Source organism: Kurthia sp. Dielmo (assembly GCF_000307285.2).
GTDB classification, from domain to species: domain Bacteria; phylum Bacillota; class Bacilli; order Bacillales_A; family Planococcaceae; genus Kurthia; species Kurthia populi.
Map to the genome: position 1 here is coordinate 1 of NZ_HE578968.1, position 25,472 is coordinate 25,472.

At 41.2% G+C, this 25,472-nt stretch carries 21 protein-coding genes, 2 tRNA genes and 1 pseudogene; 4 read left to right on the forward strand and 20 right to left on the reverse strand.

Features of this window, described 5'->3' with window-relative positions; genetic code table 11:
- Nucleotides 1-439: 439 nt before the first annotated feature.
- The 11 genes and pseudogenes from lysS to nhaC all read right to left on the reverse strand — a co-directional run bounded on the left by lysS (nucleotide 440) and on the right by nhaC (nucleotide 12,215).
- Nucleotides 440-1,921, reverse strand: a complete 1,482-nt coding sequence (lysS, locus tag KTHG_RS20160) for a lysine--tRNA ligase (protein ID WP_370362829.1) — start codon at nucleotides 1,919-1,921, stop codon at nucleotides 440-442.
- 219 nt (nucleotides 1,922-2,140) lie between these two features.
- Complete coding sequence (gene folK / locus KTHG_RS20165; RefSeq protein ID WP_139996200.1) at nucleotides 2,141-2,629, reverse strand: 2-amino-4-hydroxy-6-hydroxymethyldihydropteridine diphosphokinase; 489 nt, start codon at nucleotides 2,627-2,629, stop codon at nucleotides 2,141-2,143.
- Entirely contained in the window at nucleotides 2,629-2,994 is a 366-nt protein-coding gene (folB, locus tag KTHG_RS20170; RefSeq protein ID WP_126988965.1) for a dihydroneopterin aldolase, read from the reverse strand. Before folB ends, folK begins: the two co-directional genes overlap by 1 nt.
- Before the next feature lie 11 nt (nucleotides 2,995-3,005).
- On the reverse strand, nucleotides 3,006-3,833 hold the full coding sequence (folP, locus tag KTHG_RS20175; RefSeq protein WP_126988964.1) for a dihydropteroate synthase: 828 nt from the start codon (nucleotides 3,831-3,833) through the stop codon (nucleotides 3,006-3,008).
- A gap of 2 nt (nucleotides 3,834-3,835) precedes the next feature.
- Complete coding sequence (gene pabC / locus KTHG_RS20180; RefSeq protein ID WP_139996202.1) at nucleotides 3,836-4,660, reverse strand: aminodeoxychorismate lyase; 825 nt, start codon at nucleotides 4,658-4,660, stop codon at nucleotides 3,836-3,838.
- Nucleotides 4,661-5,239, reverse strand: a complete 579-nt coding sequence (gene pabA, locus KTHG_RS20185) for an aminodeoxychorismate/anthranilate synthase component II (RefSeq protein ID WP_139996204.1) — start codon at nucleotides 5,237-5,239, stop codon at nucleotides 4,661-4,663.
- 4 nt (nucleotides 5,240-5,243) lie between these two features.
- Nucleotides 5,244-6,636, reverse strand: a pseudogene (locus KTHG_RS20190) (anthranilate synthase component I family protein).
- Between the two features lie 137 nt (nucleotides 6,637-6,773).
- Nucleotides 6,774-7,712: a cysteine synthase A gene (cysK, locus tag KTHG_RS20195; protein ID WP_126988960.1), complete on the reverse strand. Its 939-nt coding sequence runs from the start codon at nucleotides 7,710-7,712 to the stop codon at nucleotides 6,774-6,776.
- A gap of 133 nt (nucleotides 7,713-7,845) precedes the next feature.
- Nucleotides 7,846-9,321 carry an aldehyde dehydrogenase family protein gene (locus KTHG_RS20200; RefSeq protein WP_139996255.1) on the reverse strand — a complete coding sequence of 492 codons (1,476 nt, stop codon included), beginning with the start codon at nucleotides 9,319-9,321 and terminating at the stop codon, nucleotides 7,846-7,848.
- A gap of 46 nt (nucleotides 9,322-9,367) precedes the next feature.
- Nucleotides 9,368-10,729 (reverse strand): putrescine aminotransferase, encoded by a 1,362-nt coding sequence (locus tag KTHG_RS20205; RefSeq protein ID WP_139996206.1) that lies wholly within the window; start codon nucleotides 10,727-10,729, stop codon nucleotides 9,368-9,370.
- A 16-nt stretch (nucleotides 10,730-10,745) separates the two neighbouring features.
- Nucleotides 10,746-12,215 (reverse strand): Na+/H+ antiporter NhaC, encoded by a 1,470-nt coding sequence (gene nhaC / locus KTHG_RS20210; protein WP_139996257.1) that lies wholly within the window; start codon nucleotides 12,213-12,215, stop codon nucleotides 10,746-10,748.
- Between the two features lie 328 nt (nucleotides 12,216-12,543).
- Here nhaC and gabR point away from each other — a divergent pair, with 328 nt between their 5' ends.
- Entirely contained in the window at nucleotides 12,544-13,926 is a 1,383-nt protein-coding gene (gene gabR, locus KTHG_RS20215) for a MocR-like transcriptional regulator GabR (protein ID WP_139996208.1), read from the forward strand.
- Nucleotides 13,927-13,970: 44 nt separating this feature from the next.
- On the opposite strand, the gene hslO is transcribed toward gabR, so the two are convergent.
- The 4 genes from hslO to tilS all read right to left on the reverse strand — a co-directional run bounded on the left by hslO (nucleotide 13,971) and on the right by tilS (nucleotide 19,355).
- Nucleotides 13,971-14,867 (reverse strand): Hsp33 family molecular chaperone HslO, encoded by an 897-nt coding sequence (gene hslO, locus KTHG_RS20220; protein WP_139996210.1) that lies wholly within the window; start codon nucleotides 14,865-14,867, stop codon nucleotides 13,971-13,973.
- 140 nt (nucleotides 14,868-15,007) lie between these two features.
- On the reverse strand, nucleotides 15,008-17,047 hold the full coding sequence (gene ftsH / locus KTHG_RS20225) for an ATP-dependent zinc metalloprotease FtsH (protein WP_139996212.1): 2,040 nt from the start codon (nucleotides 17,045-17,047) through the stop codon (nucleotides 15,008-15,010).
- A gap of 333 nt (nucleotides 17,048-17,380) precedes the next feature.
- The gene (hpt, locus tag KTHG_RS20230; protein WP_126988955.1) at nucleotides 17,381-17,923 is read right to left on the reverse strand and encodes a hypoxanthine phosphoribosyltransferase; all 543 of its coding nucleotides are present in this window, start codon (nucleotides 17,921-17,923) and stop codon (nucleotides 17,381-17,383) included.
- Between the two features lie 25 nt (nucleotides 17,924-17,948).
- Nucleotides 17,949-19,355 carry a tRNA lysidine(34) synthetase TilS gene (gene tilS, locus KTHG_RS20235; protein ID WP_139996214.1) on the reverse strand — a complete coding sequence of 469 codons (1,407 nt, stop codon included), beginning with the start codon at nucleotides 19,353-19,355 and terminating at the stop codon, nucleotides 17,949-17,951.
- Nucleotides 19,356-19,572: 217 nt separating this feature from the next.
- Here tilS and KTHG_RS20240 point away from each other — a divergent pair.
- Nucleotides 19,573-19,649, forward strand: a tRNA-Met gene (locus KTHG_RS20240).
- Nucleotides 19,650-19,654: 5 nt separating this feature from the next.
- Nucleotides 19,655-19,726 (forward strand) — tRNA-Glu (locus KTHG_RS20245).
- Nucleotides 19,727-20,517: 791 nt separating this feature from the next.
- Here KTHG_RS20245 and KTHG_RS20250 read toward each other — a convergent pair.
- From KTHG_RS20250 to KTHG_RS20270, 5 genes are all read right to left on the reverse strand, one after another.
- Nucleotides 20,518-20,976, reverse strand: coding sequence for a S1 domain-containing RNA-binding protein (locus KTHG_RS20250; protein WP_139996216.1), 459 nt, complete (start codon nucleotides 20,974-20,976; stop codon nucleotides 20,518-20,520).
- A 122-nt stretch (nucleotides 20,977-21,098) separates the two neighbouring features.
- Entirely contained in the window at nucleotides 21,099-21,509 is a 411-nt protein-coding gene (locus KTHG_RS20255) for an FtsB family cell division protein (protein ID WP_126988952.1), read from the reverse strand.
- Nucleotides 21,510-21,742: 233 nt separating this feature from the next.
- Nucleotides 21,743-22,033 (reverse strand): RNA-binding S4 domain-containing protein, encoded by a 291-nt coding sequence (locus KTHG_RS20260; protein WP_139996218.1) that lies wholly within the window; start codon nucleotides 22,031-22,033, stop codon nucleotides 21,743-21,745.
- A 5-nt stretch (nucleotides 22,034-22,038) separates the two neighbouring features.
- Complete coding sequence (yabN, locus tag KTHG_RS20265; protein ID WP_139996220.1) at nucleotides 22,039-23,493, reverse strand: bifunctional methyltransferase/pyrophosphohydrolase YabN; 1,455 nt, start codon at nucleotides 23,491-23,493, stop codon at nucleotides 22,039-22,041.
- A gap of 19 nt (nucleotides 23,494-23,512) precedes the next feature.
- The gene (locus tag KTHG_RS20270) at nucleotides 23,513-25,114 is read right to left on the reverse strand and encodes a putative polysaccharide biosynthesis protein (protein WP_139996222.1); all 1,602 of its coding nucleotides are present in this window, start codon (nucleotides 25,112-25,114) and stop codon (nucleotides 23,513-23,515) included.
- Nucleotides 25,115-25,211: 97 nt separating this feature from the next.
- Between KTHG_RS20270 and KTHG_RS20275 the strand changes: the two genes are divergently transcribed.
- The gene (locus tag KTHG_RS20275) at nucleotides 25,212-25,460 is read left to right on the forward strand and encodes a hypothetical protein (RefSeq protein WP_139996225.1); all 249 of its coding nucleotides are present in this window, start codon (nucleotides 25,212-25,214) and stop codon (nucleotides 25,458-25,460) included.
- Nucleotides 25,461-25,472: the final 12 nt, after the last annotated feature.

Here is a 25,472-nt window from a genome sequence, read left to right on the forward strand (position 1 = left end):
CGTTGTCAGTAAGTTTCCTTAGCGACTTAATTATTCTAACATAACTCATTTTCGATGTCAAGAACTTTTTTCAAATTCTTTTTTCGAATTTTTTATCGTTTTGTTAGCGTCACCTCTTAGCGACTTAAATATTATATCAAGTAGAGAACTTAATGTCAACAACTTTTTTAAAAATATTTAAATGCTTTATTTCAGCAACTTTATTAGTATACAGCTGCTAACGAAGTTTTTCAAGTGTGAATACCTCGTTGATGACAAATACTATTCTAATGTAATTTTGCAGTTATTACAAGACTTAAATTGAACTATTATTGCTCTCATAAGAACGTCTTTCGCTATTTCAAGTTCTCTCATTTTAAACATCCTTATAAAATCACTGTTTTTAAACAAAAAGAAAAGGAGCTAGCATAAATCTAGCTCCTTTTTCTACTATTATTAATTAGCGTTGGCGCATTAATGGGAATAATAATACGTCACGAATTGACTGTGCATTTGTTAATAACATGATCATACGGTCAATACCAATACCTAGACCACCTGTTGGCGGCATACCATACTCTAAAGCTTCTAAGAAGTCTTCATCCATATCATGCGCTTCATCATTACCTTGTTCTTTTTCTACCATTTGCGCTTCGAAGCGTTCGCGTTGGTCGATTGGATCATTAAGTTCTGTGAATGCATTTGCATGTTCACGACGTACGATGAATAATTCGAAACGGTCAGTGAAACGAGGATCTTCAGGGTTTTTCTTAGCTAATGGAGAGATTTCCACTGGGTGACCATAGACAAATGTAGGTTGTACTAATGTTTCTTCTACTTTTTGTTCGAAGAATTCATTAATAATGTGACCAACTTCCATTGTATCTTTGATATCAATGTGATGTTCTTTCGCAAGAGCTTGTGCTTCTTCTTTCGTCATTTCTTGGAAGAAGTCAACGCCTGTAGCTTCTTTAACTGCATCTACCATGTGTAGACGTTTCCAGCCTTTAGATAAATCGATAACGTCGTCGCCGTATTGTAATTGAGTTGTACCAATTACTTCTTGTGCTACGTGTACGAATAAATCTTCTGTTAAGTCCATGATATCGTTGTAGTCTGCATATGCTTCATATAACTCAAGAAGTGTAAACTCTGGGTTGTGACGAGTTGATACACCTTCGTTACGGAATACGCGGCCGATTTCATACACTTTTTCCATACCACCAACGATTAAACGTTTTAAGTATAGTTCGATTGCGATACGCATATACATTTGTGCATCTAAGGCATTGTGGTGTGTCACGAATGGACGTGCTGCTGCACCACCTGCTACTGCATTTAGCATCGGTGTTTCTACTTCTAAGAAACCTTTTGTATTTAAGAACGAACGAATTGCGCTAATAATTTGTGTACGAGTCACAAATGTTTTCATGCTATCATCACTTGTAATTAAATCTAAGTAGCGTTGACGGTAACGTTGCTCAACATCTTGTAAACCGTGGAATTTCTCTGGTAATGGGCGTAAACCTTTAGAAAGGAACGTAAATTCAGTAACTTTAACTGTTAATTCACCTACATGTGTTTTGAATAGATTCCCTTTTACACCGACGATATCGCCAAGATCGGATTTTTTCACGATTTCATAAGGATCTTCACCGATTGCATCTTTACGTACGTAAATTTGAATTTGTCCACCGAAGTCTTTGATGTTTGCGAAAGTTACTTTACCTTTACGACGTTTCGTCATGATACGACCTGCTAGTACTACTTCTACAGGGTTTTCTTCGAATTCTTCTTGCGTTGTGTCAGCGTATTGAGCGCGTAAGTCACTTGTTAAGTGCGTACGGTCAAAACGGTGACCGAAAGGATCGATGCCTTGTGAACGGATTTCATCCATTTTATCGCGTCGAACCTGTTGTTGGTCATTAATTTCTTCTGCCACGATTATTTCACTCCTTAGTATTGTTACAAAAACAGTCCATAATGGATTAATTGTACACAAAAATGCGTGCTAATTCACTACTTCTGCTTAAATTATTTGAAAATCTACCCTTCTATAATAGCAGAAATGAACGAAGTCGCCACTAATTCCTCTACAGCTTACGTCCATTCCACTGTGTTTAAAGGCGCTCTTATGCAAAAGTACACGCTCTGAAATTTTTTAGAATGAGCGATAAATACGTACGCCACCATCGCCAATTTCTTGTAGATGTTCACGAACCGTACGTTTTGTTGTTGGCAATGCGATGGCTTTGTCTAATTCCATTAATGGTACGAGCACAAACGCACGCTCATGCATACGTGGATGCGGTACGCTTAATGTATCGGTTTCAATTACTTCATCATTAAATAATAAAATATCTAAATCAATCGTACGTGGCCCCCAGCGAATGATACGCACACGCTTTAATTCCTGCTCAATTTTCTGGCACACTTCGAGTAATGGCTGTGCGGCGAGTGTCGTTTCAATTTTTACGACAATATTCAAAAACACATCCTGCTCCTCATAGCCAACGGGGTCCGTATCATATATAGAAGAAACTGCTAACACACGGATGCCTTCATGTTCATTTAAAAGCGCAACGGCATGGCGTAGTGCCTCCTCTTTATCGCCCATATTGGACCCTAGTGAAATATAAGCTTCATTCATTAAAAGTCACCTCGTGTAATTTCCACAGCGACCTCGCGGTAATGTCCACGAATCGGTGGATCGGGCTTAATGACTTCAACACGAATGCCTTTCACTGCTGTTGGATACGCCTCACGAACCGCTTTTGCGATGTGCTCTGCTACCGCTTCAATTAATTGATACGGCTTGCCTTCAACGATTTTTTGGCAAATCTCAAATACCTCCGCATAGCTTACCGTATCGGTTAAATCATCCGTTTCCCCTGCATGCTGTAAATCAACCGCAATCGCAAGTGTCACACGAAAGCGCTGACCAAGTACAGTCTCCTGCTCAAGCACACCATGGTAGCCGTAAAATTCCATATCCTTAATATGAATATAATCCATTTGTTTTCCTCCTATTTCAGTGCATCCATCATTTTCATCATGCGTGCAATCGGCTTCACATCATGCACACGTACCATATGACAGCCCTTGTCTACACCATAACAGCATGTAGCAGCTGTTCCTTCCATTCGCTCGTCCTTCGGTAAATCAAGTACATCACCAATGACGCGCTTACGCGATGTCGCCAATAGAACGGGATAGCCCATATCACTTAGCTCTGGTAGACAACGCATGATTTCTAAATCCTGCGCGCGTGTTTTCGCAAAGCCTACACCTGGGTCGAGCCAAATATGCTCATCAGGAACACCAGCATTTTTCGCAATCGTAATGCTTCGCTCGATATCAGCTTTTGCAGACGCCCAGAAGTTATCGCCGTAATCGGTATTAACACGATTATGCATTAAAATAATCGGGACATGCAGTTCTGCTGCCACATCCGCGATTTTCGGATCATGCTGTGCACCCCAAATATCATTAATAATATGAACACCCGCTTCAACTGCTGCGCGTGCTACCTCAGATTTGAATGTATCGACGGATAATAACACATCAACTTCACTACGAATCGCACGGATGACCGGTAAAATTCGTGCCATTTCCTCTTCAGCAGAAATTGGTGTATGCCCTGGGCGTGTAGACTCGCCACCAATATCGATAATTTTTGCGCCATCTGCGACCATTTGCTTTGCATGGGCAACGGCTGTTTCGACCGTATTAAATTGACCACCGTCAGAAAATGAATCTGGGGTCACGTTTAAAATACCCATCACAAAGGTTTCATGTTGAAAATCTAATGTATGTCCAGCTATCTCGACTGGCTTATAATGCTCTAAATTCACCGTTAAGACTCCTTTATCGTTTCAATATAACGTGCATGCAGTTCTTGATAGACCGCACCATCACTTCCCGCAAATTGCTTATCACCTACTGCACGAATCGGAATCAACTCCTGAATCGACGTCGTAATAAAGCATTCATCTGCTCGTAGCATATCCTCTTTTGTAAATGTACCTTCTATCACCGGGGTAAGTGTCATGACATGTGCACGCGTAATTCCTGGTAAAATACCTGTTGATAGGGCCGGTGTATAAATGATACCATCCGTTACCCAAAAGATATTCGACGTAATGCCCTCTGCTACATAGCCCTGATCATTTAAAAAGAAGCCTTCAAGCGATGCTAATGAAGGTACTTCAAAGCGAGCTACGATATTATTCGCATAATGATGTGACTTAAAACGGGTATGTTGCTCCGGCGAATTACGCACCGTATCTAGCCACACCGCATTTTTTTCCGCACCACGAGGCGGTAGCTCAAGCGGCTTGCGAAAAACGATAACAGTTGGCTCGTCGTAAGTCGTCTTCGCAAGACCAATGCCCGCTTCCCCTGCTGATACATTCACACGAAAATAACCATCATCACCGCCATTACGCACATTTAATTCCATTATAACATCGTGTAGCTCCTGCTCTGTATATGGCAATTGAATATGATAGACACTAAGCGCCTCCTGCATTCGTGTAAAATGTTCATGCCATAAAAAAGGCTTGCCGTCATAAGTTCGCAGTGTTTCAAAAACACCTAGGCCATACAAATAGCCATGATCAAACGGTGAAATGCGTAAATCCTCTGCCTTTACATACATACTATTATGAAAACACCACATTTATCCGACCTCCACATATGCATCAATAAAGTTTTGGAGCAGCTGCTTGCCACTTTCGGTCATGATTGACTCGGGGTGGAACTGCACCCCTTCGACTGCAAGCTCCTTATGTCGTAGCCCCATGATCTCCCCCTCTGCTGTCCATGCTGTAATTTCTAGACAATCTGGTAGGGTCTTGCGGTCTACAATTAGCGAATGATAGCGCGTCGCCAAATATGGATTTGCGAGTTGCTGATGGACGCCGGTATTGTTATGAAGAATTGGTGAGGTTTTACCGTGCATTAAACGCGTTGCGCGCACAACATCACCGCCAAATACTTGCGCAATCGCTTGATGCCCCAAGCACACACCAAAAATCGGAATCTGTCCCGCAAAGTAACGAATCACCTCAAGGCTAATGCCCGCATCATCTGGTGTACGTGGTCCTGGTGAAATAACAATCATTTTTGGCGCTAGCGCCTCAATGTCTTGAAGTGTCAGTTGGTCATTGCGTACAACACGAAGCTCCTGACCAAGCTCGCCAAAATACTGTACTAAGTTATACGTAAATGAATCATAATTATCAACCATTAAAATCATCGTGCTACGCCTCCGCCATCTGTTTTGCCTGCCACATTGCCTTCGCCTTATTAAGTGATTCGATATATTCACGCTCTGGTACCGAGTCAATGACAATGCCAGCTCCCGCTTGAATATATGCCGTATTATGCTGAATATACGCAGTGCGAATAACGATATTTAAATCAAAATCGCCATTGAAGCCAAGCCAGCCAATCGAGCCGGTATACAGACCACGGCGTACGGGCTCCAGTTCTTCAATAATTTCCATCGTACGAATTTTCGGTGCACCCGTAATCGTTCCTCCTGGGAATACGGCTCGAATCATATCTGCATTCGTTTGGTCTTTGCGTGCTGTACCTCGCACATTCGATACAATATGCTGCACATGGGAATATTTTTCGATAACCATAAATTCATCGACATGAACGGAGCCATATGCTGCTACACGCCCTAAATCATTGCGCTCTAAATCTACAAGCATCACATGTTCTGCACGTTCTTTTTCATTGTCGATTAATTCCTTCGCTAAGGCTAAATCCTCCGCATCATTTGCACCGCGTGGACGTGTGCCAGCAATCGGACGCGTCGATAAAGCGTCGCCCTTTTTCTCAATCAAGAGTTCCGGAGAGCCAGATGCTACCGCAAACGTAGGTGCCGCGATATAGGACATATATGGTGATGGATTAAATGTACGTAGCGCCTCGTATACATCAATTGGTGGGACATCAAGGGTTTCCTCCTGGCGCACCGATAAATTGACCTGAAAAAACGTCACCTGCCGCGATATAGTCCTGAATTTTTGTCACAGCTGCTTCAAACTGCGCGCCTGACATTGATTTTAAACGACGTACATCCATCGCTACCGGTAAGGCGTCTGTTTGATTGAATTTTCGCATAGTAAGCCCTACAGTCGCTGCCGCTTCGTAGTCTCTTGCCGCCTGCTCGACATCGATAGAGCTACTTTCTAGCTTCATCATACGTGCGGTATTTGTTGCGACATCTAATACTGCCCAGTGATCAACAACATAAAAGAAAATATCCGGTACCTGTAAGTCATCTTCAGCAATCGTCGGTATTTTTTCGATTTGACGTACATAATCATACGTAATAAACCCAATTGCCCCGCCATAAAAATAATCATGCGGGCAATCAGTGCGATACTGCATAACAAAATCTTCCGCAAGCTGTAGTGCCTCACCGTATTGCTGCTCTACGCGACCATCACGCCACGTAATTTTGATACCACCTTCAATTGCTTCCACAATAGCGAGTGGATTCCATGCGGCAATGGATTGCTTTCCACCTCGGCCGCTCTCTAAAAAAAGATGATGTGCTAGATGCGCTGTTTGCTGCTTATAGCCGTAAAAAAAGGCATCTGGTGTTAATGAAAAAGTGTTTGACTGTACAATGTTCACGTCTCGCTACCTCCAACATGTTCTCTGTCTTTTTTCTTACCTACGTGCATCATATAACATAAATTGTGCTCTGGGACACTTTTTTTCATTAAAAAAAGGAACCGCGTAAAAACGCGATTCCTCTTGCTTCAAACGAATTAATCGTCGAAGTGATATAAAGGAGTTGATAGGTAACGTTCACCGTTAGAAGCAAGTACTGCTACAACGTTTTTGCCTTTACCTAATTTTTTAGCTGTTTCAACAGCAGCCCAAATCGCAGCACCTGAAGAAATACCACCTAAGATACCTTCTTCTTTTGCTACTTTACGAGATGTTTCGAATGCATCGTCATTTTCTACACCGATTACTACATCATATACTTCTGTATCTAGCGTAGCTGGTACGAAACCTGCACCGATACCTTGGATTTTGTGAGGACCTGGTTTACCGCCTTCAAGAACTGGCGAATCTTTTGGTTCAACAGCGATGATTTCAACGTCAGAGAAGTTTTCTTTTAACGCTTTACCAACGCCTGATACTGTACCACCAGTACCAACACCTGCGATGAATGCATCTACTTGAAGATCAGCTTCTTTGAATGCTTTTACGATTTCTTGACCAGTTGTTTCGTAGTGCATTACTGCGTTCACTGGGTTTTCGAATTGTTGTGGTAAGAACCAACCGTTTTCTTTAGATAGTTCTTCCGCTTTCGCGATTGCACCTTTCATACCGTCCGCACCTGGAGTTAAAATTAATTCAGCACCGTAAGCGCGTAATAGGTTACGACGTTCTAGAGACATTGTATCAGGCATTACGATGACTGATTTGTACCCTTTTGCTGCAGCAATCATCGCAAGACCGATACCTGTGTTACCTGATGTTGGTTCGATTAATGTGCTACCTTCTTTTAGGATGCCATCTTTTTCTGCTTTTTCTACCATTGCTAATGCTAAACGGTCTTTTACAGAAGAACCTGGGTTCATATACTCTAATTTCACGTATACGTTTGCATCGTTCGGGCCTGTAGCGTGATTTAATTTTACTAATGGTGTGTTACCAACTAAGTCAGCAACAGAATTTGCGATTTGGTATGTCATAATGTTTTCCACTCCTAATTCCTAGTAATTTTATATGTTTTAAGTTTACTCTCACCGTTTCCGAATGTCAACGAAAAAACACACAATATTTTTTAGAATATTGTGTGTTTTTACATAATTCACTTTTTGTATATTACTCTGCCAGGAACCAGCCGTTTGGTTCGACAGATAAACGAATATTAATTTGCTTCACTTCTTGGAATTCTTCAAGGCTGTACTTGCCTAAGCTACGACCAATCCCAGATTGCTTGTAGCCACCCCAAGGAGCTTCTACATATGTTGGATGGTAATCATTCACCCATGTAATCCCAGCGCGTACTTTTTTAATGACGCGCAGCGCCTTCGCACCGTCACCCGAGAACACGCCCCCTGCAAGGCCATAATCGGTATCATTTGCGAGACGAATTGCTTCTTCCTCTGTTGAGAATTTTTGAATCGTCACGACCGGTCCAAAAATCTCCTCTCGTACAATACGCATCTCTGGCGTACAATCTGCAAACACTGTTGGCTCTATAAAGAATCCTTTATCAAGATTATTATCGACAACACGCTTCCCGCCTGCAACAAGACGCGCGCCTTCTGATTTACCAATCTCAATATAGTCTAAAATACGATTCAACTGTTTCTCACTAACGATTGCACCCATATTCGATGTAGGATCTAACCCTGGTCCTACTTTGATCAACTGCGCACGCTCTGCAAAGCGCTCTACATAGCGGTCATAGATACTTTCCTCTACTAGGATGCGGCTCCCTGCTGAGCACACTTGTCCTGAGCCAAAGAAAATACCAAATAAACCATAATCAACCGCCGTTTCTAAATCGGCATCCGCAAAAACGATATTTGGCGATTTACCACCTAGTTCAAGCGAAATCTTTTTCAAATTACCAGCAGCGGCTTTCATAATTTCACGGCCAACTGCTGTACTTCCTGTGAATGACACCATGTCCACCTCATGGCTTTCTGAAATTGTCTGACCGACCGTTGGACCGTCGCCGACAACCATATTTACCACACCGTGTGGGACACCCGCTTCTTCAAAAATCTCAAATAAACGCTGTGCATTCATTGGTGTTACCTCTGAAGGCTTATATACAATGGCGTTCCCTGCTGCTAACGCTGGTGCAAGTTTCCATACAGACATTAAAATTGGGAAATTCCACGGTACGATTAAACCCGTCACGCCAACTGGCTCCTTCACGACCATCGCTTGTACGTTGTCCGGCACGTGATAGGTTTCGCCATCTGGGTGCATAATAATGCCCGCGTAATAACGGAAGCATGTCGCCGCATCAGCTACATCAAATTCGGCTTCGGCTAAGATTTTACCATTATCGATTGTCTCTGCTTTTGCGAGTTCTTCTGCTTCAGCTTCGATTAAATCAGCAATTTTCAACAGGACAGCTGCGCGCTCATGCGTTGTTGCGTCAGCCCATACACCACTATCAAATGCTTGACGTGCGGCATCAATTGCACGCTCCGTATCCTCTTTTGTTGAAAAGGCAATTTTCCCAATCACTTCACCTGTCGCTGGATTAATAACATCTTCCACGCGGTCTGATGAAGGCGCCTGCCATTCACCATTAATATAGTTTTTTAATGTTTTCACTGCTTGCGTTGCTTCCATTTTTGTCATCCCCTTTTCATATGATTTGTTATTTTACTAACGCTTCGTCAAACTTCTCTGCTAATACTTTTTTAAATGTCCCAATTACTTGGTCTGCCTCTTCATATGAAATGGTTAGTGGTGGCTCAATACGAATTGTTTTCGAGTTGATTAATGTACCTGCTACAAGCACGCCCTCATCGAACATTCCTTTTGATACCTCATAGCCGATTTCATCTGTGTGGAATTCGATACCGATCATTAAGCCGATACCACGAATTTCTAATACTTTATCACCGTGTGCTTCCGCTGCCTCGCGAAGACCTTTTAGCATATATTCACCGACTTCTGCCGCACGTTGTGGTAGCTCGTCCTCGATTAAAACGCTAATTGTCGCAAGTGCTGCTGCACAAGCAAGTGGGTTCCCACCAAATGTAGTCGTATGCATGAATGGATTTTCGAATAATACCGAGAATACTTTTTCATTCCCAACAACTGCACCTGCTGGCATAATACCACCGCCGAATGCTTTTGCTAGCGCTAAAATATCTGGTGTTACGCCGAATAACTCGGATGCGAACATCGCACCTGTACGCCCCATCCCTGTTTGTACTTCATCAAAGATTAATAATGTGCCGAACTCGTCACATAAATCGCGAACACCTTGTAAGTATTCACGCGTTGGGATGATAATACCGCCCTCACCTTGGATTGGCTCTAAAATAACCGCTGCTACGTCATCACCTGTTGCCTGACATGCTTCAAATGTTTTACGCATATAATCTAAATCACCGTATGGTACATGGCGGAATCCTGGAATTAACGGTTGGAATGGCTTACGGAAAATGCCTTTTGCTGTGCTTGATAATGCACCTAAACTTTTACCGTGGAAGGCTTTTGTTGCTGCGATAAAAGTTGAGCGCTCTGTATTGTACATTTTCGCAATTTTCAGCGCACATTCTACAGATTCCGTCCCACTATTTGTGAAGAATGAATATTTTAAATCCCCTGGCGTAATTTCTGCTAATACTTTGCCAAGCATACCGCGTAGTGGATCTAATAAATCTTGTGAGTGAAGCGCTTGGTGTTGTAATTGATCTGTTACCGCCTTTAATACTTTCGGGTTACGGTGACCGACATTGTAAATACCGAAGCCGCCTAAGCAATCGATGTATTCTTTACCATTAACATCTTTAAAATGAGAGCCCTCATCTGACCATTCTACTGCGGCAAATTGGTTATCAACTGTTACCGTTTTACGATACTCTAAGAAGCCCGGGTTAATATTTTCGCGGAAGCCTTCAACTGTTTCTTCTGTAATCCATTTTGCATCCTCTGGCGTTAACTCTTTCTTTTCTACTAAGCTTAAAACTTGGTTAATATAATTTGCTACTTGTTGGTTTTTTGTCATGATTATTCTCTCCTTTTTAGTCGAAATCAACTTTATTATTTAAAATATATGGACGTTGTTGTTGTTCTTCAGTTGGTTCCTCATCGTCATGTGCATGAATTTCATCATACGTATCAAGCTTCGCAATTTTAATATCGAAGTAGCCAAAGATGACGGCGATGATTGGGCTGATGATACAAAGAAAAGCGTACGGGGCATATTGGACGGTGGCAACGCCAAGTGTAGCCGCCATAAAAGCACCGCATGTATTCCAAGGTACGAGCGGGGAGGTCATCGTTCCAGCATCCTCGATTGTTCGGGACAATGCCTTTGGGTGTAACCCGCGTTTCTTATACGCTGAAAGATACATGCGACCTGGTAGAAGGATTGAAAGATATTGGTCGCAAGCAATGACATTTGCTGAAATACATGTCACTACCGTCGTAGCAATCAAACTACCTGTCGACTTCGCGAACTTTAGTAAGCTCGTCACGAGCGTTTCCAAAATGCCTGTGCTTTCTAAAATCCCGCCTAAACTCATCGCGAGCATCACGAGACTAATCGTGTACATCATGGCTTCGATACCGCCATTATTCAGTAAATTGCTGATGATTTCATTGTCTGATTTTTGTGTGTATCCTGATACCATCATCGCGAGCATTTCCTTTATCGAAACACCCTGCACAACCACTGCCATCACAAGTCCTAAAATGGAACCGATTAATAACCCCGGTATCGCTGGCATTTTTAAGCCAATCAATACGAGCACAACGACCGGTACAAGCAATAGCCATGGTGAAATGGTGAATAATGCATCTAAATCGTTTTGTAATGTTGTAATCGTATCGGCGCTTCCACCTTTACTATGCTGTGTCCAGCCTAAAAAGAAGAACAGAATCACCGAAATCACCCAAGCGGGCATCGTCGTAAACATCATATTGCGAATATGGTCGAACAACTCAACACCTGTAATCCCAGGCGACATATTCGTCGTTTCAGATAGAGGGGACATTTTATCACCAAAGTAACAGCCCGAGATAACAGCTCCCGCAACCATCGCTGGGTTGTAACCAAAAACCGTTCCAATACCCATTACCGCAATCCCAATCGTTCCCGCTGCGGTCCAAGCATTCCCAGAGGAAACAGCAACAAGACTACAAATGATAATGGCAAGCGGTAAAAATAAACCTTGTGATAAAAACTCGACCCCGTAATAAATCATCGTCGGTACAATTCCGGCTGCTAACCATGTCGAAATCAATGTTCCTAAAATAATTAGAATAAGCAATGCCTGTAAGGAAAGGGTAATTCCCTTGATAATCCCTTGCTCTAATTCCTTCCAAGAAAATCCTAAGTACAATGCAACTAAACTCGCAACGACAGCGCTGATCATGATCGGTATGTGCGGGTCAGCTCCATAAATGAAAATCCCTACAAATAACACGATGACCATGGTGATAATGGGTATTAGAGCAATACCCACTGTTGGCACTCTTTTCTCTCGCATTCCCAAGCGAAGTCCCCTCCTTCAAGCTCCTGTTTATTCAGATTATGATGATCCGTTTAACTGACTATGTGCATGACGCCTCCTTTTTGGTATGTCCTGATTATTTTTCAGAAAAATAAGAATATGGTATAATGACTCTGAGTCATTTTTAGTGCAAAAAAAATTAAGTTTTCTTTTTACATCACACTATTTCTCGTTCGAGCATTTTTACGCTGTAAATAATCTTATTTTTCTAACATTACTGAAATTATGCCGATTTATTCAGCAAAAGAAAAGAACCACTTTCGAAAAAAATAAGAACCAGTTTTCTTAAAGGGAGTTGTGCCGCATGATTCTTCAAGATAAAAAATATAAATACCAAGTTGTGTACGAACGCATCAAAGAACAAATTTTATCAGGAAACTATCAGCCTCACGAAAAACTATTATCAAAACGTAAAATTTCCGAGCAATTTAATGTCAGCATTAATTCCGTCATTGTCGCACTCGACCAGCTAATCGTTGAGGGCTATCTCTATAGCTTAGAACGTAAAGGGTATTTTGTTGAGGACATTACGCATTATAGTCAGGATACGCAAAAGTGGCCGAAACTACCTGAAGAGTTAAAAGAGCAACCTTATAAACATCGCCATGTCACATCGTTTTCGCATATGGCGACGAATCTTCAGCAATTTCCTTATAACGAATGGGCCAAATGTGAGCATAAAGCATTCCACGAATTTCGCGATGAGCTCTCTCATCTTTCTCATCAGCAAGGTCCTTACACAGTACGTCAAACACTTGCGAAACATTTAAATTTCAAACGCGGCGTACGCTGTGAGCCCGAACAAATCATCTTTCATTCCTCTAGCCAAGGTCTAATGAGTCAAGTACTGGCGCTATTTGAACCTGGTACGATTGCGCTTGAAAATCCTGGCTATGCACGCTATCGCACATTAATTGAACAAGAGCAGTGGCAGGTGCACCCTGTACCCATTGATGAGCAGGGCTTTAATGTAGCGCATGTAAAAAGTGATGTAAAGCTGCTGTATACGACGCCTGCGCATCAATTTCCAATGGGCGTCATCATGCCGATTTCACGACGCTTTGAGCTACTGAACTGGCTTAATGTTCCACAGGAGCGTTACATTATCGAGGATGACTATGATAGTGAATACAAGTATGAAACTGCGCATATTCCGTCACTGCAAAGCCTTGATAAAAGCCAGCGCACGATTTATATGGGCACCTTTTCAAAAACATTGTTTCCTGGCATTCGCATTAGTTATATGGTGCTACCTCCAGCATTATTAAAACGCTATAAGGAACACTTCTCTCACCTACTTCCTTCATGTAATACGCTCAATTTATATACACTGCACTATTTTATGAAGGACGGTTACTACCAAAAGCATCTAGCGACGATGGCCCAACATTTTGAGAGCATTCGTAAAAAACTAATTCAAGAGTTGCGACATGTATTCGATGAAAAATTAACAATTGTTGATATACCAGCAGGGCTACATTTCATCATTCATTATGACACCACTACGTCATACGAGGAGATTATCGCAAGAGCTCAGGAGGAAAATGTGGAGCTTTTCACACTCGAGCGATTTCTATTAACGATGCTACCTACAAACAATCGTTCGTTTATTATTGGGTTTGCGAATCTACAAATGAATGAAATACCAAAAGCGGTACAAAAACTAAAGACTGTTTTAACGGCATAAGAAAAGAGGTCAGGAATCAACTCCTGACCTCTTTTACGTGTCAATTAGCGAGATGCTTTTTGTACGCGAATTTCTTCGATTATACTTGCAAGCTCTTCTTCTGAATATTGATATTTTTCCATACAGAAGTGGCATTGTGCTTCAGCACCATGATCTTCATCAATCATCGCTTGTAGTTCCACTTCACCAACACCGATTAAAGCGTTTGAGAAACGTTCTTTTGAACAATTACATGCGAATGCAACTGGTTTTGTATCTAAAAATTCAACGTTATCTTTACCTAGTACTGCTTCTAAAATTTGTTCTGGCGTATAGCCTTTTTCAATCATTTTAGAAACGGGTTCGATATTTGATAATGCTTGTTCGATTTGTGTAATCGTTTCGTCATCCACACCTGGCATTACTTGAACGATAAAGCCGCCCGCTGCAAGAATCGAATCGTCTGGATTTACAAGTACACCTAAGCCTACTGCTGATGGTGTTTGCTCTGATTTTGTGAAGTAATATGCGAAATCTTCGCCTAGTTCACCTGAAATTAATTCTACTTGGCCTGTGAAATAATCACGTAAGCCTGTATCTTTTACAACAGATAGAGAACCTGTTGTTCCTACTGCGCGACGCACATCTAATTTTCCTTGTGCATTTAAATCAAAGTGTACATGAGGATTCACAGCATAACCGCGTACTTCACCTTTTGCATTAGCATCAACGATAATTCCTTTAATATCGCCATCACCTTGTACTTTAATTGTTAAAAGGTCATCACCTTTTTGCATTGCGCCCATCATGGCAGCAGCTGTCATCGTACGACCTAGTGCTGCTGAAGCTGTTGGCCATGTATCATGGCGACGTTGAGCTTCACCTACTGTGTCTGTTGTACGAACGGCAAATGCACGCACGCTACCACCAAAGCCTAAAGCTCGAACTAAATAATCTGACATGCTAAAATTCCTCTTTTCTATAAATGACTTGCGTAAGTTCTGAAAGAATCATAACATAATTTGTTTTGGTTACAAAAGAAACTGTTTGAAGCAACAAAAAAGCGGCTAAAGTCAATGCCTCAGCCGCCTGTTTGGATTAATTAATCTCGTTCTTCTTGAATACCGTCATTATTTTTTCCAGTAACATTTTCATCAGGTAGATCTTTTTTCGTTGGGTCTGTATTTTTCCCTAAAGATACTTTATCTTCAGATACTACTTCTCCACCGCGTACATCACCCTCTAAAGCTTCTTCCTTTTCTTTAGCAGAAAGGCCTTCAGAGTTGACTGTATGTGTACTACTATACGTACGTTCTGGTAATTTACCGTATTTTTCAAGGTGTTCGATTTGTTCTGCATCTAATGTTTCTTCCACTAATAGTGTTTGAGCGATTAGTTCTAGCAGTTCGCGTCGTTCAGTTAAGATTTCTTTCGTACGTGCGTATTGTTCTTTTACCATACGTTGCATTTCTTCATCAATTTCTTTTGAAATCGCGTCTGAGAATGCTGCACTTGATTCGCCGCCAAGGAACATGTTCCCGCCGCCGCCTTGTTTGCTCGTATATTGTAATTGACCAATACGATCACTCATACCGTACTCTGTCACCATCGAGCGAATAATGCCCGTTACGCGTTCAAAGTCATTATGAGCGCCTGTAGAAACTTCACCAAATGTGATATCTTCTGCAGCACGACCACCTAGTAAGCCCGCTACTTTATCAAGTAACTCTGGTTTTGTCATGAAGTAACGATCTTCTTTTGGAAGCATTACTGCATAACCGCCCGCTTGGCCACGAGGTACGATTGTTACTTTATGAACTTTTTCCGCTTCATCTAGCGTTAAGCCGACAACAACGTGTCCTGCTTCATGGTACGCTACAATGTTACGTTCTTTTTCAGAAATAACGCGACCTTTTTTCGCAACACCCGCGATTACGCGGTCTGTTGCTTCATCGATATCGCCCATGTCGATTTTTTCCTTATTACTACGTGCCGCAACAAGCGCTGCTTCGTTTAATAAGTTTTCTAAATCTGCACCAGAGAACCCTGGTGTACGTTGAGCGATAGCCTTTAAATCTACAGTTTCATCTAAAGGTTTTTTACGAGCATGTACTTTAAGTACTGCTTCACGACCTTTAACGTCTGGGCGACCGACAGTAATTTGACGGTCAAAACGTCCTGGACGAAGTAATGCAGGGTCTAAAATGTCTGGGCGGTTTGTTGCAGCGACGATAATAATACCTTCGTTTGCACCGAAACCATCCATTTCAACAAGTAATTGGTTTAATGTTTGCTCACGTTCATCGTGACCACCACCAACACCTGCACCACGTTGGCGACCAACTGCATCAATTTCATCAATGAAGATGATACATGGTGCATTCTTTTTCGCGTTCTCGAATAAATCACGAACACGACTTGCACCAACACCGACGAACATCTCTACGAAATCAGAACCTGAGATCGAGAAGAATGGTACGCCAGCCTCACCCGCAACTGCACGAGCAAGTAATGTTTTACCAGTACCCGGAGGCCCTACTAATAGGATACCTTTCGGGATACGAGCTCCGATTTTCTCGAATTTCGTATGGTCTTTTAAGAAATCAACCACTTCAACAAGCTCTTGTTTTTCTTCATCCGCACCAGCAACATCTGTGAAACGAACCTTTTTCTTCTGATCGTCATACAGTTTTGCTTTGCTTTTACCAAAGCTCATCATGCGATTACCGCCGCCTTGAGATTGGTTCATTAAGAAGAAGAACAGAATTAAAATGATCACGAATGGGATAATGCCCGTAAAGAATTGAACGAAGCCGTTCGTTTCTGGGGCTTGTTTGAAGTCAAACGCGTTATCTTTCGCAGCAGCTCGAATATCATTCATAAGCTCTTGGTCATCACGAGGGATGTTTGCTACGAAGCTTTCGCCTTTATCATATCCTTCTAACTTACCTTTAACGACATACACTAGATTATCGGGCTGAATATCAGCTTCGGTAATTTTACCGTTCTCTAATGCTGTCACAAAATCGTGATATGATAATTCTTTCGTTGGTTTGTTTGCACTATTGAATGTGCCAAAAATCCCAACAATAACAAGGAAAATTAATAAATAAAGTATGGTGTATCGAAATATTCGATTCATCCCTAGCCTCCTCACAAGGTAAACAGAAAAACTTTATTGAACCTTTTTCCTACGAACAATGCCTACGTAATCCTACCTGTATAAATTACGCTATCATTTCTATTAGTAGACAATCCCCGTAGCTCAAACGGTTGTTGGTATACTCAGCTGTAATTCCAATCGGGTTTTTTCAATACAGATAATCCCGATTCTCTTATACAACTAAAGTTGGGAATACTTTCAACTTTACAATAAATCTTATCATATGCAATTTTCGGCGTACAATAAAAAGCACTAAAAATGACGAACTTTCAAATGATTGTTCGCCATAAATTTCTCACAAGCAATTAAGACTTAAAATGAGTAAACAGATTTTTTTAATACACCGATGTAAGGAAGATTACGATAACGTTCTGCGTAGTCTAAACCATAGCCAACTACGAATGCATCTGGAACGTCAAATCCAACGTAATCTGCTTTTAAATCTACTTTACGGCCTGTTGGTTTATCTAGTAAAGTAACGATTTTGATTGATTTCGCTTTACGGTGTTTAAATAGCTCTACTAAGTAGCTAAGTGTTAACCCACTATCGATGATATCTTCGATAATAACGATGTCGCGACCTTCAACGCTTGTGTTTAAATCTTTTAAGATTTTTACTTCACCTGAAGATACCGTTGCGTTACCGTAGCTAGAAACATCCATAAAATCGATTTCTACATATGTGTCAATACGTTTCATTAAATCTGTCATGAAAGGCATTGCACCTTTTAAAACACCAATTAATAACGGGAATTTATCTTGGTATTCTTCTGTTAATTGAGCACCTAGTTGACCAATTTTCTCCTGAAGTTGTTCCTCTGAAAGTAGTACTTCTTCAATATCTTTTTGAAGCATTGTAAGTTCCTCCTTGATTGTCCTTCTAGACATTATAAGTTGTCGGCGCAATCATAACAGCGACATCATCCGTCGCACGTCGCGTTTTTGAAAACGATGCACTCATTCGTAAGCCAATGACAGCGAGTATGTCTCCATGCTCGTTCACGAGTAGTGGCCATGTTTCCCTTGCGGTATCTGGTATTTTGGCATCAATAAAGATGCGCGATACCTTTTTTGTGCCGCTCATGCCAAGAGGCCGCATTCGGTCCCCGTCCTTTTTCGTACGAATTTGGAGTAATTGCCCCAAATCCGAACGATTCGCATAATAGGTCTGTGCATTTTCGACAAACAAATCATTTGAAATAAGTCGTACACACACGCGCATTTGGTTGGGAACTGTCAGCCATTCGTTTAGCTGTATATTTGCCGAAAAGGCTTCAGCTTGCGTTTTGACCGCCATTTCGATAACAAACTTATCGTAATTGCGACGTATCTGATACCCTTCTGGTAATGTAAGTAATTCATTTCCTACATTAGACTTAGCGATGTCGAGTACACGATTCAAAAGCGTATAACTTTGTATAATCGTCCTATCTTTGTAAAGATATTTTAATAGTAGTTGAATGATTCTCCTTTGTAAAGCTACTGGCTGTAGTTGAAATCGTTTTACATCAACATCTATTAAATTATTTTCACGTAGTATGACAATCTCATCGTAAACTTGCTGCGCCATCATTTGAAAATAAGCCTCATCTTGCTGACGCTGCTCTGTAAATACGCGCACTGCCTCTGCAATATTAGGATTTTCAGCACGTAATAATGGTACGACATGATGACGTAGACGATTGCGTACATACTCATCACTATTATTTGTAGAATCTTCCCGGTAGACGAGCTGATGCTTCGCTGCATAGTTCTCGATTTGCTGACGCGTTGAGGATAGAAATGGACGCACAAGTTCTGCGTTTCCTAACGCACGTCGAACCGGCATCCCTTGCGTACCTTGTTGCAGCCCTTTTGCTAACGCCATGATGACATTTTCAATTTGATCATCTGCATGGTGAGCGAGCGATAGTGTCGCAAAATGCTCTTTGTGCATCACTTCTTCAAAAAAGCGATAGCGCTCGCGTCGTGCAATCGCTTCAACATTTCCTTGCTCTTTTGCTACTAATGCCGGAATCGGAATCGCTTTTAGAAAAAGCTGAATACCGCGCGCCTCACAGTAAGCTTCGACAAACGCTGCATCCTCATCTGATTCTTTGCCACGTAGCATATGATTCACATGAACTGCTGCAACAGAAGTTAAATTTAAGCGCTGTTTTTGTGCTACAAGATAATCAAGTAATACCATTGAATCAATACCACCTGAACAAGCAACGAGGACATTCGTTTGTGCTTTATATAATTGACATTGTTTAATAAAGTCATACGCTTGTTTTTCAAGTTCCAAATGATTTCACCTCGCTATTAGTTTAGCATCGATTAGAAATTCATTCGCTACTTCCCTTTAATTAAACGCTGCAATAGGTTCTAAAGTCGCTCGTTACTTTCGTATTACCCTAATATTTGTAAGAACAAGCACCCGATGAAAAAAATTTATTATTTCTTCGAAAAAAATGTTGACGTCTCAAGCGTTGTCTTGTAATATTAATTTTGTTGTTGCAAATGGCGGCCTAGCTCAGCTGGCTAGAGCGTCCGGTTCATACCCGGGAGGTCGGGGGTTCGATCCCCTCGGCCGCCACCAATAACGGCCCCTTGGTCAAGCGGTTAAGACACCGCCCTTTCACGGCGGTAACACGGGTTCGAATCCCGTAGGGGTCATACTAAAGAAGCACTTACTTGATAAGTGCTTCTTTTTTTATGCCGTTTTCACGATATGATTTTAAAATTTTAATCCATTCGGCAGCAATCAACATAACGACTAACAGATACCAAAAAATAGTCAATGACCTTAGAAAGCGTCTTTTAGATACGACATATAATTAAATATGTGTCATCTATAGTCGAATACGTCTAGTTATTGGCTAATCATTTGCTTGAAATGAACAGCATCATAAATAATTACGCATTATTTGGCGATAATTACGATGAATTTATACAAACTTGAAACAATAACGGGATTATACAATCCCTTTTTTCGTATTTTTGAGCCTATTTTGAGTCTCTGACGGACTATTTTTGCAGCAATTATTTTTTAAGCGACGTTGACTTGACGCATTTTGTACCTTTTTAAATAAATGACATGTATTCTGTTCATCAAAGATTTTTTACATAAAAAACACCCGTTAGAGCGCGAAAATAGCCTCGTTTTTTTGATTTCTGTCTCTATTACACTAAGTGTCGTTCTTAAAAATCATAATGATTTGATAAAAAATTAGTAAATAAAAATTTTCATTGACAAGATATGCAAAAAAATTAAAAATACCTTATTTTTTCATGAAGAAATAGTCTTTAGATGACACTTATTTTTAATTATGTCGTAGCCAAAACCCGCTTCTTGGGGTCATGAGCGATTTCATCTAGATTATTTGAAATGGCTCTAAAAAAAGAGACTAGCAAAAATGCTAGTCTCTTGCTCAACTCATGCAATAGCTGAGCTGTATTCCAACGTATTAGCCTCGGCGAGCGCCGCGACCTCCGCGTTTTGATTCAGTTGCACGTTTTAATGTTGCTAAACGTTCGTCACTATCTTTAATGAAGCGCGCCATTTTTTGTTCAAAGTTCTCTTGTGGTTGACGAGTTTCGTGACGACCGCCTCCACGATTGTTGTTACGTGGGCGATGCGGACGATCTTGACGTTGTGGACGATCTTGACGTTCTGCTTGACGTTCTGATTCTGGTTTGGCTTTACGAATAGAAAGACCAATTTTACCGTCAGCTTCTACGTTCATTACTTTCACTTCAACTACGTCACCAACTTTTAAGTGATCGTTGATATCTTTTACATAGTTATCAGCAACTTCACTAATATGCACAAGACCTGTTGATTTGTCCGGAAGTTCTACGAACGCTCCGAAATTTGTAATACCTGTTACTTTACCTTGTACTTTGCTTCCTACTTCGATTGACATAAAAAAAATGCTCCTCCTTAAAATTTAAGCGACTCGTAAGTCAGTCAATAAAATCGATTGCGCGTATTTTTTCGCGCTACTACCTACTTATTATAACTAACAAAAGAACAGTGTCAACAACACTAATTTGACGACTCATCATTTTTTTGTTTCTTTTCATCTTTCTTTGGAAGAGTGAATAGAACCTCACCTTTTTCAGATAAAAATAGCTTTTCCCTTGCTAGCTGGGCAATATAGTCATCATCGTTCAGTTGTTTAATTTCTACTTCAAGGTCTTTTTTTAATTCTTTTTGGTCTTTTAACTCCTGAGTTAAAGCCTGACTTTGTTTTTGTTTTTCTTCTAGTACTTGGCGTTGTTCATGATACGTAAACGCCAATCCACCAATGATAAGGAAAAAGACACCAAACATAAGCATAAGGCGATTGCGGGCAACTTTACGCTGTCTTTTTTTATAATTAATTTTGCGCTGTTGTTGCTGGTTAAACTCCGGGTGCAATTGTGTCGTTTTGTTTTGAGGATTGCTTTTCGCCATATGTACTCCCTCTCTTTCGCACTCATTATATCGGAATTTTAAACGATTTTTAAGTAGCATCCTTAAAATTTCTATATTCAGGAAATAACACTTAGTCGAATGGCAAACATTAGACCTGTTTCTTATAAAAAATAGTAAATTTTCCAGAAAAAATGTTTTTCTGCATCATTGTAATTTTTCCCGATTTCTAAAAAAATAAACCCGGTTACCTAAAATGGCAACCAGGCTTATAATTAATCTTCGTCATCAATAAATTGAAGTTCCACTTTTTCTAGCTTCTCTTCACTTAAAACTGTATACATCAAATGCGCTTCATCTTTACGTACGATATCTTTTAACATTTCAATGCGAGCTGTAACGATTTTTTGACCAAAACGAATAGCGAGCACATCGCCAGCTTTTACTTTCGTACTTGGTTTCGCTACTTTGTCATTGATGGTAATACGTCCTTGCTCTGAAACCTCTTTCGCTAATGTACGACGTTTAATTAAACGTGATACTTTTAAAAATTTATCTAAACGCATCGTATCTATCCTTTCGCTTCCGCCCAAAATTGCAGTAACTCATCGACTGAAAAATCTTTCCACTCTTTGCCGCTCTCTTTTACGCGTGCTTCCATTTTACCGAAGCGTTTCGCATATTTCACATTGGCATGTAGCATAGCTTCTTCTGCAGAAATTTTATAATGACGTCCTAAGTTTACAAAGGCAATTAAGGCGTTACTGTATTGATCCATTTTGTTTTCGTTATTCGCTAAAGCAGCATCTTTGAAATCAGATAACTCTTCTTCAAAGTTCCACCAGTATTGTTCATCTTCAGGCCATTCAAAGCCTAATTTAGCAGCGCGACGTTGGTAATTGTACGCGGTTTGTAATGAAGACATCGCACGGTATTCACCGTCCATAATTGGTGCATCATTTGCTCCTGCTGCTTCATGCTCTTCTTTTTTGATTTTTTCCCAGTTTGCATTAATGTCCTCAACACTATTTACAACCGTATCACCAAAGACATGTGGGTGGCGACGCATCATTTTTTCAGCGGCCCCTGCTAATAGGTCCTCTAAGTTGAAGAAACCGGCATCTTCACCGATTTGCGCTTGCATGAAGACAAGCATCAGCATATCACCAAATTCCTCAATCATATGCTCGTCATCTTGCTCATCAATCGCTTGAAGTGCTTCATGCATTTCTTCAAGCATATAGCGTTTCATCGTCTCATGCGTTTGTGCTTTATCCCACTCACAACCATTTGGACCGCGCATCGTTGACATAATGTCACGGAATGTTGACCATTCGCGTAGCGCATCCTCACGCTTCGTTACAGGCGGCACATATACAGTCGTTAGATTACTAATTTCTGCGACGTGGTCTAGCTCGTAAAGAGGTACAGTAATAACTGACTCCTGTTTTGAACCAGCCGCTGTCACAATCGTTACGGGATATTCTGCATGGTATTTATCCATTAATGTTAATTTCACTTCTGAGGCGCTAAATTGATCGTACACTTGCGCGATTAGTAAATGATTGTTCATATTGACATGGTGAATCGAGAATGTTGCACCATCAACAAGCTGGAAGCCATCGATTGGATCAATTTTCAATGTTGCAAATACGGCATCTAAAAAGCTTTGACCGCCTTCGATTTTCAACTTCACATTGCCTTGTTTTTCTTCTTCAATTAATAGTTCCACAGTCATTTCAGCTACAAGTGGATGTCCTGGCACTGCATAGATTACATCATCATGTTCCGCATAGCCTTTTAATGTGTCGACGATTTCTTGATAGACGGGTAAAAACTCGCCATGTTTTTCATAAATAAGGTCAAAACTTTCGAACGTTACGCCCTCCTCTTTTAATTCGTCCAACACGGGATGGTCTTCCGTACGAACATAAATTTTCGGAGCGTTTTTTAACGTTTTATAAACACCCATTGGCAGTTGTTCAAAATCACCTGCGCCAAGCCCAATTACTGTAATTTGATGCATAATAAGTTCACCTGTTTCTTTATTTTTTAACGCGATTTACATAAAGCTGGAATGCGGCCACTCGTCGTCCTAATGGAAGAACCGACCAGTCCTCGACTGACAGCACCTCTCGTTTTGCACAAACGGTAAGAAATGCGATTGCTCCTACACAGACTGCTGTAAGTGCCGTAATCGTGGCGGTCATTCTAAATGACACATTATAAGTGGCGCACATGAATGTGATGCCGAAAATCCAAATTTCAACTGCAAACGCCATCGCCAATGTAGCCAACAGCACGCCACGTGTAAATGTGGGTGAAACGAGCGAGATAGGATACACTTTTTTGATAAAGCGAATAAGTAGTAGTGCAGTGAAAGCTAGACCGGCATTACTTGCAAGTGCAGCGCCTGCAATACCAAACCATTGGATAAAGACATCATTACATAAAAGTTTAACGATTAAACCGCCAATGAGCAATAGCGAAGGGTGTTTTGTATAGCCAAGTCCTTGTAAAACCGCCATCATCGGCATAATAATCGACAGCCAAACAATTTGTAGCACGAATAACGACAACACCCCTGATAGCGCATTTGTTTTAAACATCATCGCATTCATATAAGGCATAACTAGCATTAATCCAGCCGTTGCTGCAACACCAACGAGCATCGACACACTAAAGGTAAGGCGCATATAATTCGCCGCCTCCACCTTTTGATGACGCTTCATCGCCGTCGTAATCAGTGGCACAATTGCCATCGATAAGGACGAGGCAAGCACAAGACCAACTTGTACAAGCGGCTGCCCACGGTCGTATATCCCCTTCTCCGCCATCGCTTCGTTGGTGGCCATTCCTTTATCTACTAATGTCTCAAAAATTGTAAAGGAATCGACAAGCTGAAATAAAATAAGCAATAAGCTACTCAAGCTAATGCCGATACTATAAATCGTTAAGCGTTTCATTAGATGCCACTGGCGCGCGCGTGAAATGGTCGTACGCTTCCATGAAATATGCGCTTTTTTACGTAGCAATACGTACAGCACTAAAACCCCTGCAACCTCACCAACTACCGTCCCAATCGTTGCAACCTCGCCTGCGATATAAAGGGATGCGCCGGCACGCATGACAAGCCATGTACCAACTAAAATAATCGCGACGCGTACAATCTGCTCAGCGACCTGTGACTTAGCGACAACATGTAAATCCCCTGTTGCCTGCGCATGACCTTTATAAAGCGCTAAAAATGGAATGGTGAGCGCAATGTAACTACCAACTTTAAGTAGTGGTGCAAGACCGCTATCACCCATCATCGATGCGAAAAATGATGACAGACTATATAAACCAATAAATAATACGAGCGCGAGTGCTACTAAATAGCGTAGCATAACACGCATCAATTCATCCCAGGATTCGTTCGACTCCGTTAGTACACGAGAAATCGCAATCGCGAGTCCACTTGCCGTCCATGTCATAAATACGGCGACGAACGGATATACTTGCTGATAAATATAAAATCCTTCGTCTCCTACTAAGTTTTGGAAAGGGATGCGATATACCATGCTGAGTACTTTCACAAACAGCATCGCAAGCGTCAGTACCATGACGCCCTTCGCATAGTCCTTCATTCCATTGCTCTTAGACATTCGGCAACCTCTTTTCGTTTAAAATTTCTACGTCAGTATAGCATATAATCAATGTTCTAGGCTTGTGGCCGATAGGTAAGAAAAAGGGGGTGATGATATGCGTTTATCGAAAATTAATTCTTTTCACAATACAGCTTCGTACAACCAAACAGCGTCAAATCGCCAGTCATCAAATGTTTTTGCGGTGAATTTGAAGGCGGCGTCTAAGGCACGAATCATTACCGAGAAGAAGGGGGGCTGGATTCGCCTGTATCTTCTTCATCTAGATGGCACACGTGAATTACTAAGTGAAGAAATCGATACCGCAACGAGTGATTTAATAAAGCAATTAAATACTAGACGTTAAAAAAAAGAGGTC

Bases quoted from the DNA above. Each gene is read 5' to 3' on its own strand.
- KTHG_RS20260 (WP_139996218.1), bottom strand. From the start codon at position 22,033: ATGCGTTTAGATAAATTTTTAAAAGTATCACGTTTAATTAAACGTCGT.
- KTHG_RS20205 (WP_139996206.1), bottom strand. From the start codon at position 10,729: ATGACAAAAAACCAACAAGTAGCAAATTATATTAACCAAGTTTTAAGC.
- gabR (WP_139996208.1), top strand. From the start codon at position 12,544: ATGATTCTTCAAGATAAAAAATATAAATACCAAGTTGTGTACGAACGC.
- ftsH (WP_139996212.1), bottom strand. From the start codon at position 17,047: ATGAATCGAATATTTCGATACACCATACTTTATTTATTAATTTTCCTT.
- KTHG_RS20275 (WP_139996225.1), top strand. From the start codon at position 25,212: ATGCGTTTATCGAAAATTAATTCTTTTCACAATACAGCTTCGTACAAC.
- pabA (WP_139996204.1), bottom strand. From the start codon at position 5,239: ATGATTTTAATGGTTGATAATTATGATTCATTTACGTATAACTTAGTA.
- hslO (WP_139996210.1), bottom strand. From the start codon at position 14,867: ATGTCAGATTATTTAGTTCGAGCTTTAGGCTTTGGTGGTAGCGTGCGT.
- pabC (WP_139996202.1), bottom strand. From the start codon at position 4,660: ATGTGGTGTTTTCATAATAGTATGTATGTAAAGGCAGAGGATTTACGC.
- KTHG_RS20255 (WP_126988952.1), bottom strand. From the start codon at position 21,509: ATGGCGAAAAGCAATCCTCAAAACAAAACGACACAATTGCACCCGGAG.
- folB (WP_126988965.1), bottom strand. From the start codon at position 2,994: ATGGATTATATTCATATTAAGGATATGGAATTTTACGGCTACCATGGT.
- cysK (WP_126988960.1), bottom strand. From the start codon at position 7,712: ATGACATACCAAATCGCAAATTCTGTTGCTGACTTAGTTGGTAACACA.
- nhaC (WP_139996257.1), bottom strand. From the start codon at position 12,215: ATGCGAGAGAAAAGAGTGCCAACAGTGGGTATTGCTCTAATACCCATT.
- folK (WP_139996200.1), bottom strand. From the start codon at position 2,629: ATGAATGAAGCTTATATTTCACTAGGGTCCAATATGGGCGATAAAGAG.
- KTHG_RS20270 (WP_139996222.1), bottom strand. From the start codon at position 25,114: ATGTCTAAGAGCAATGGAATGAAGGACTATGCGAAGGGCGTCATGGTA.
- hpt (WP_126988955.1), bottom strand. From the start codon at position 17,923: ATGCTTCAAAAAGATATTGAAGAAGTACTACTTTCAGAGGAACAACTT.
- yabN (WP_139996220.1), bottom strand. From the start codon at position 23,493: ATGCATCAAATTACAGTAATTGGGCTTGGCGCAGGTGATTTTGAACAA.
- KTHG_RS20250 (WP_139996216.1), bottom strand. From the start codon at position 20,976: ATGTCAATCGAAGTAGGAAGCAAAGTACAAGGTAAAGTAACAGGTATT.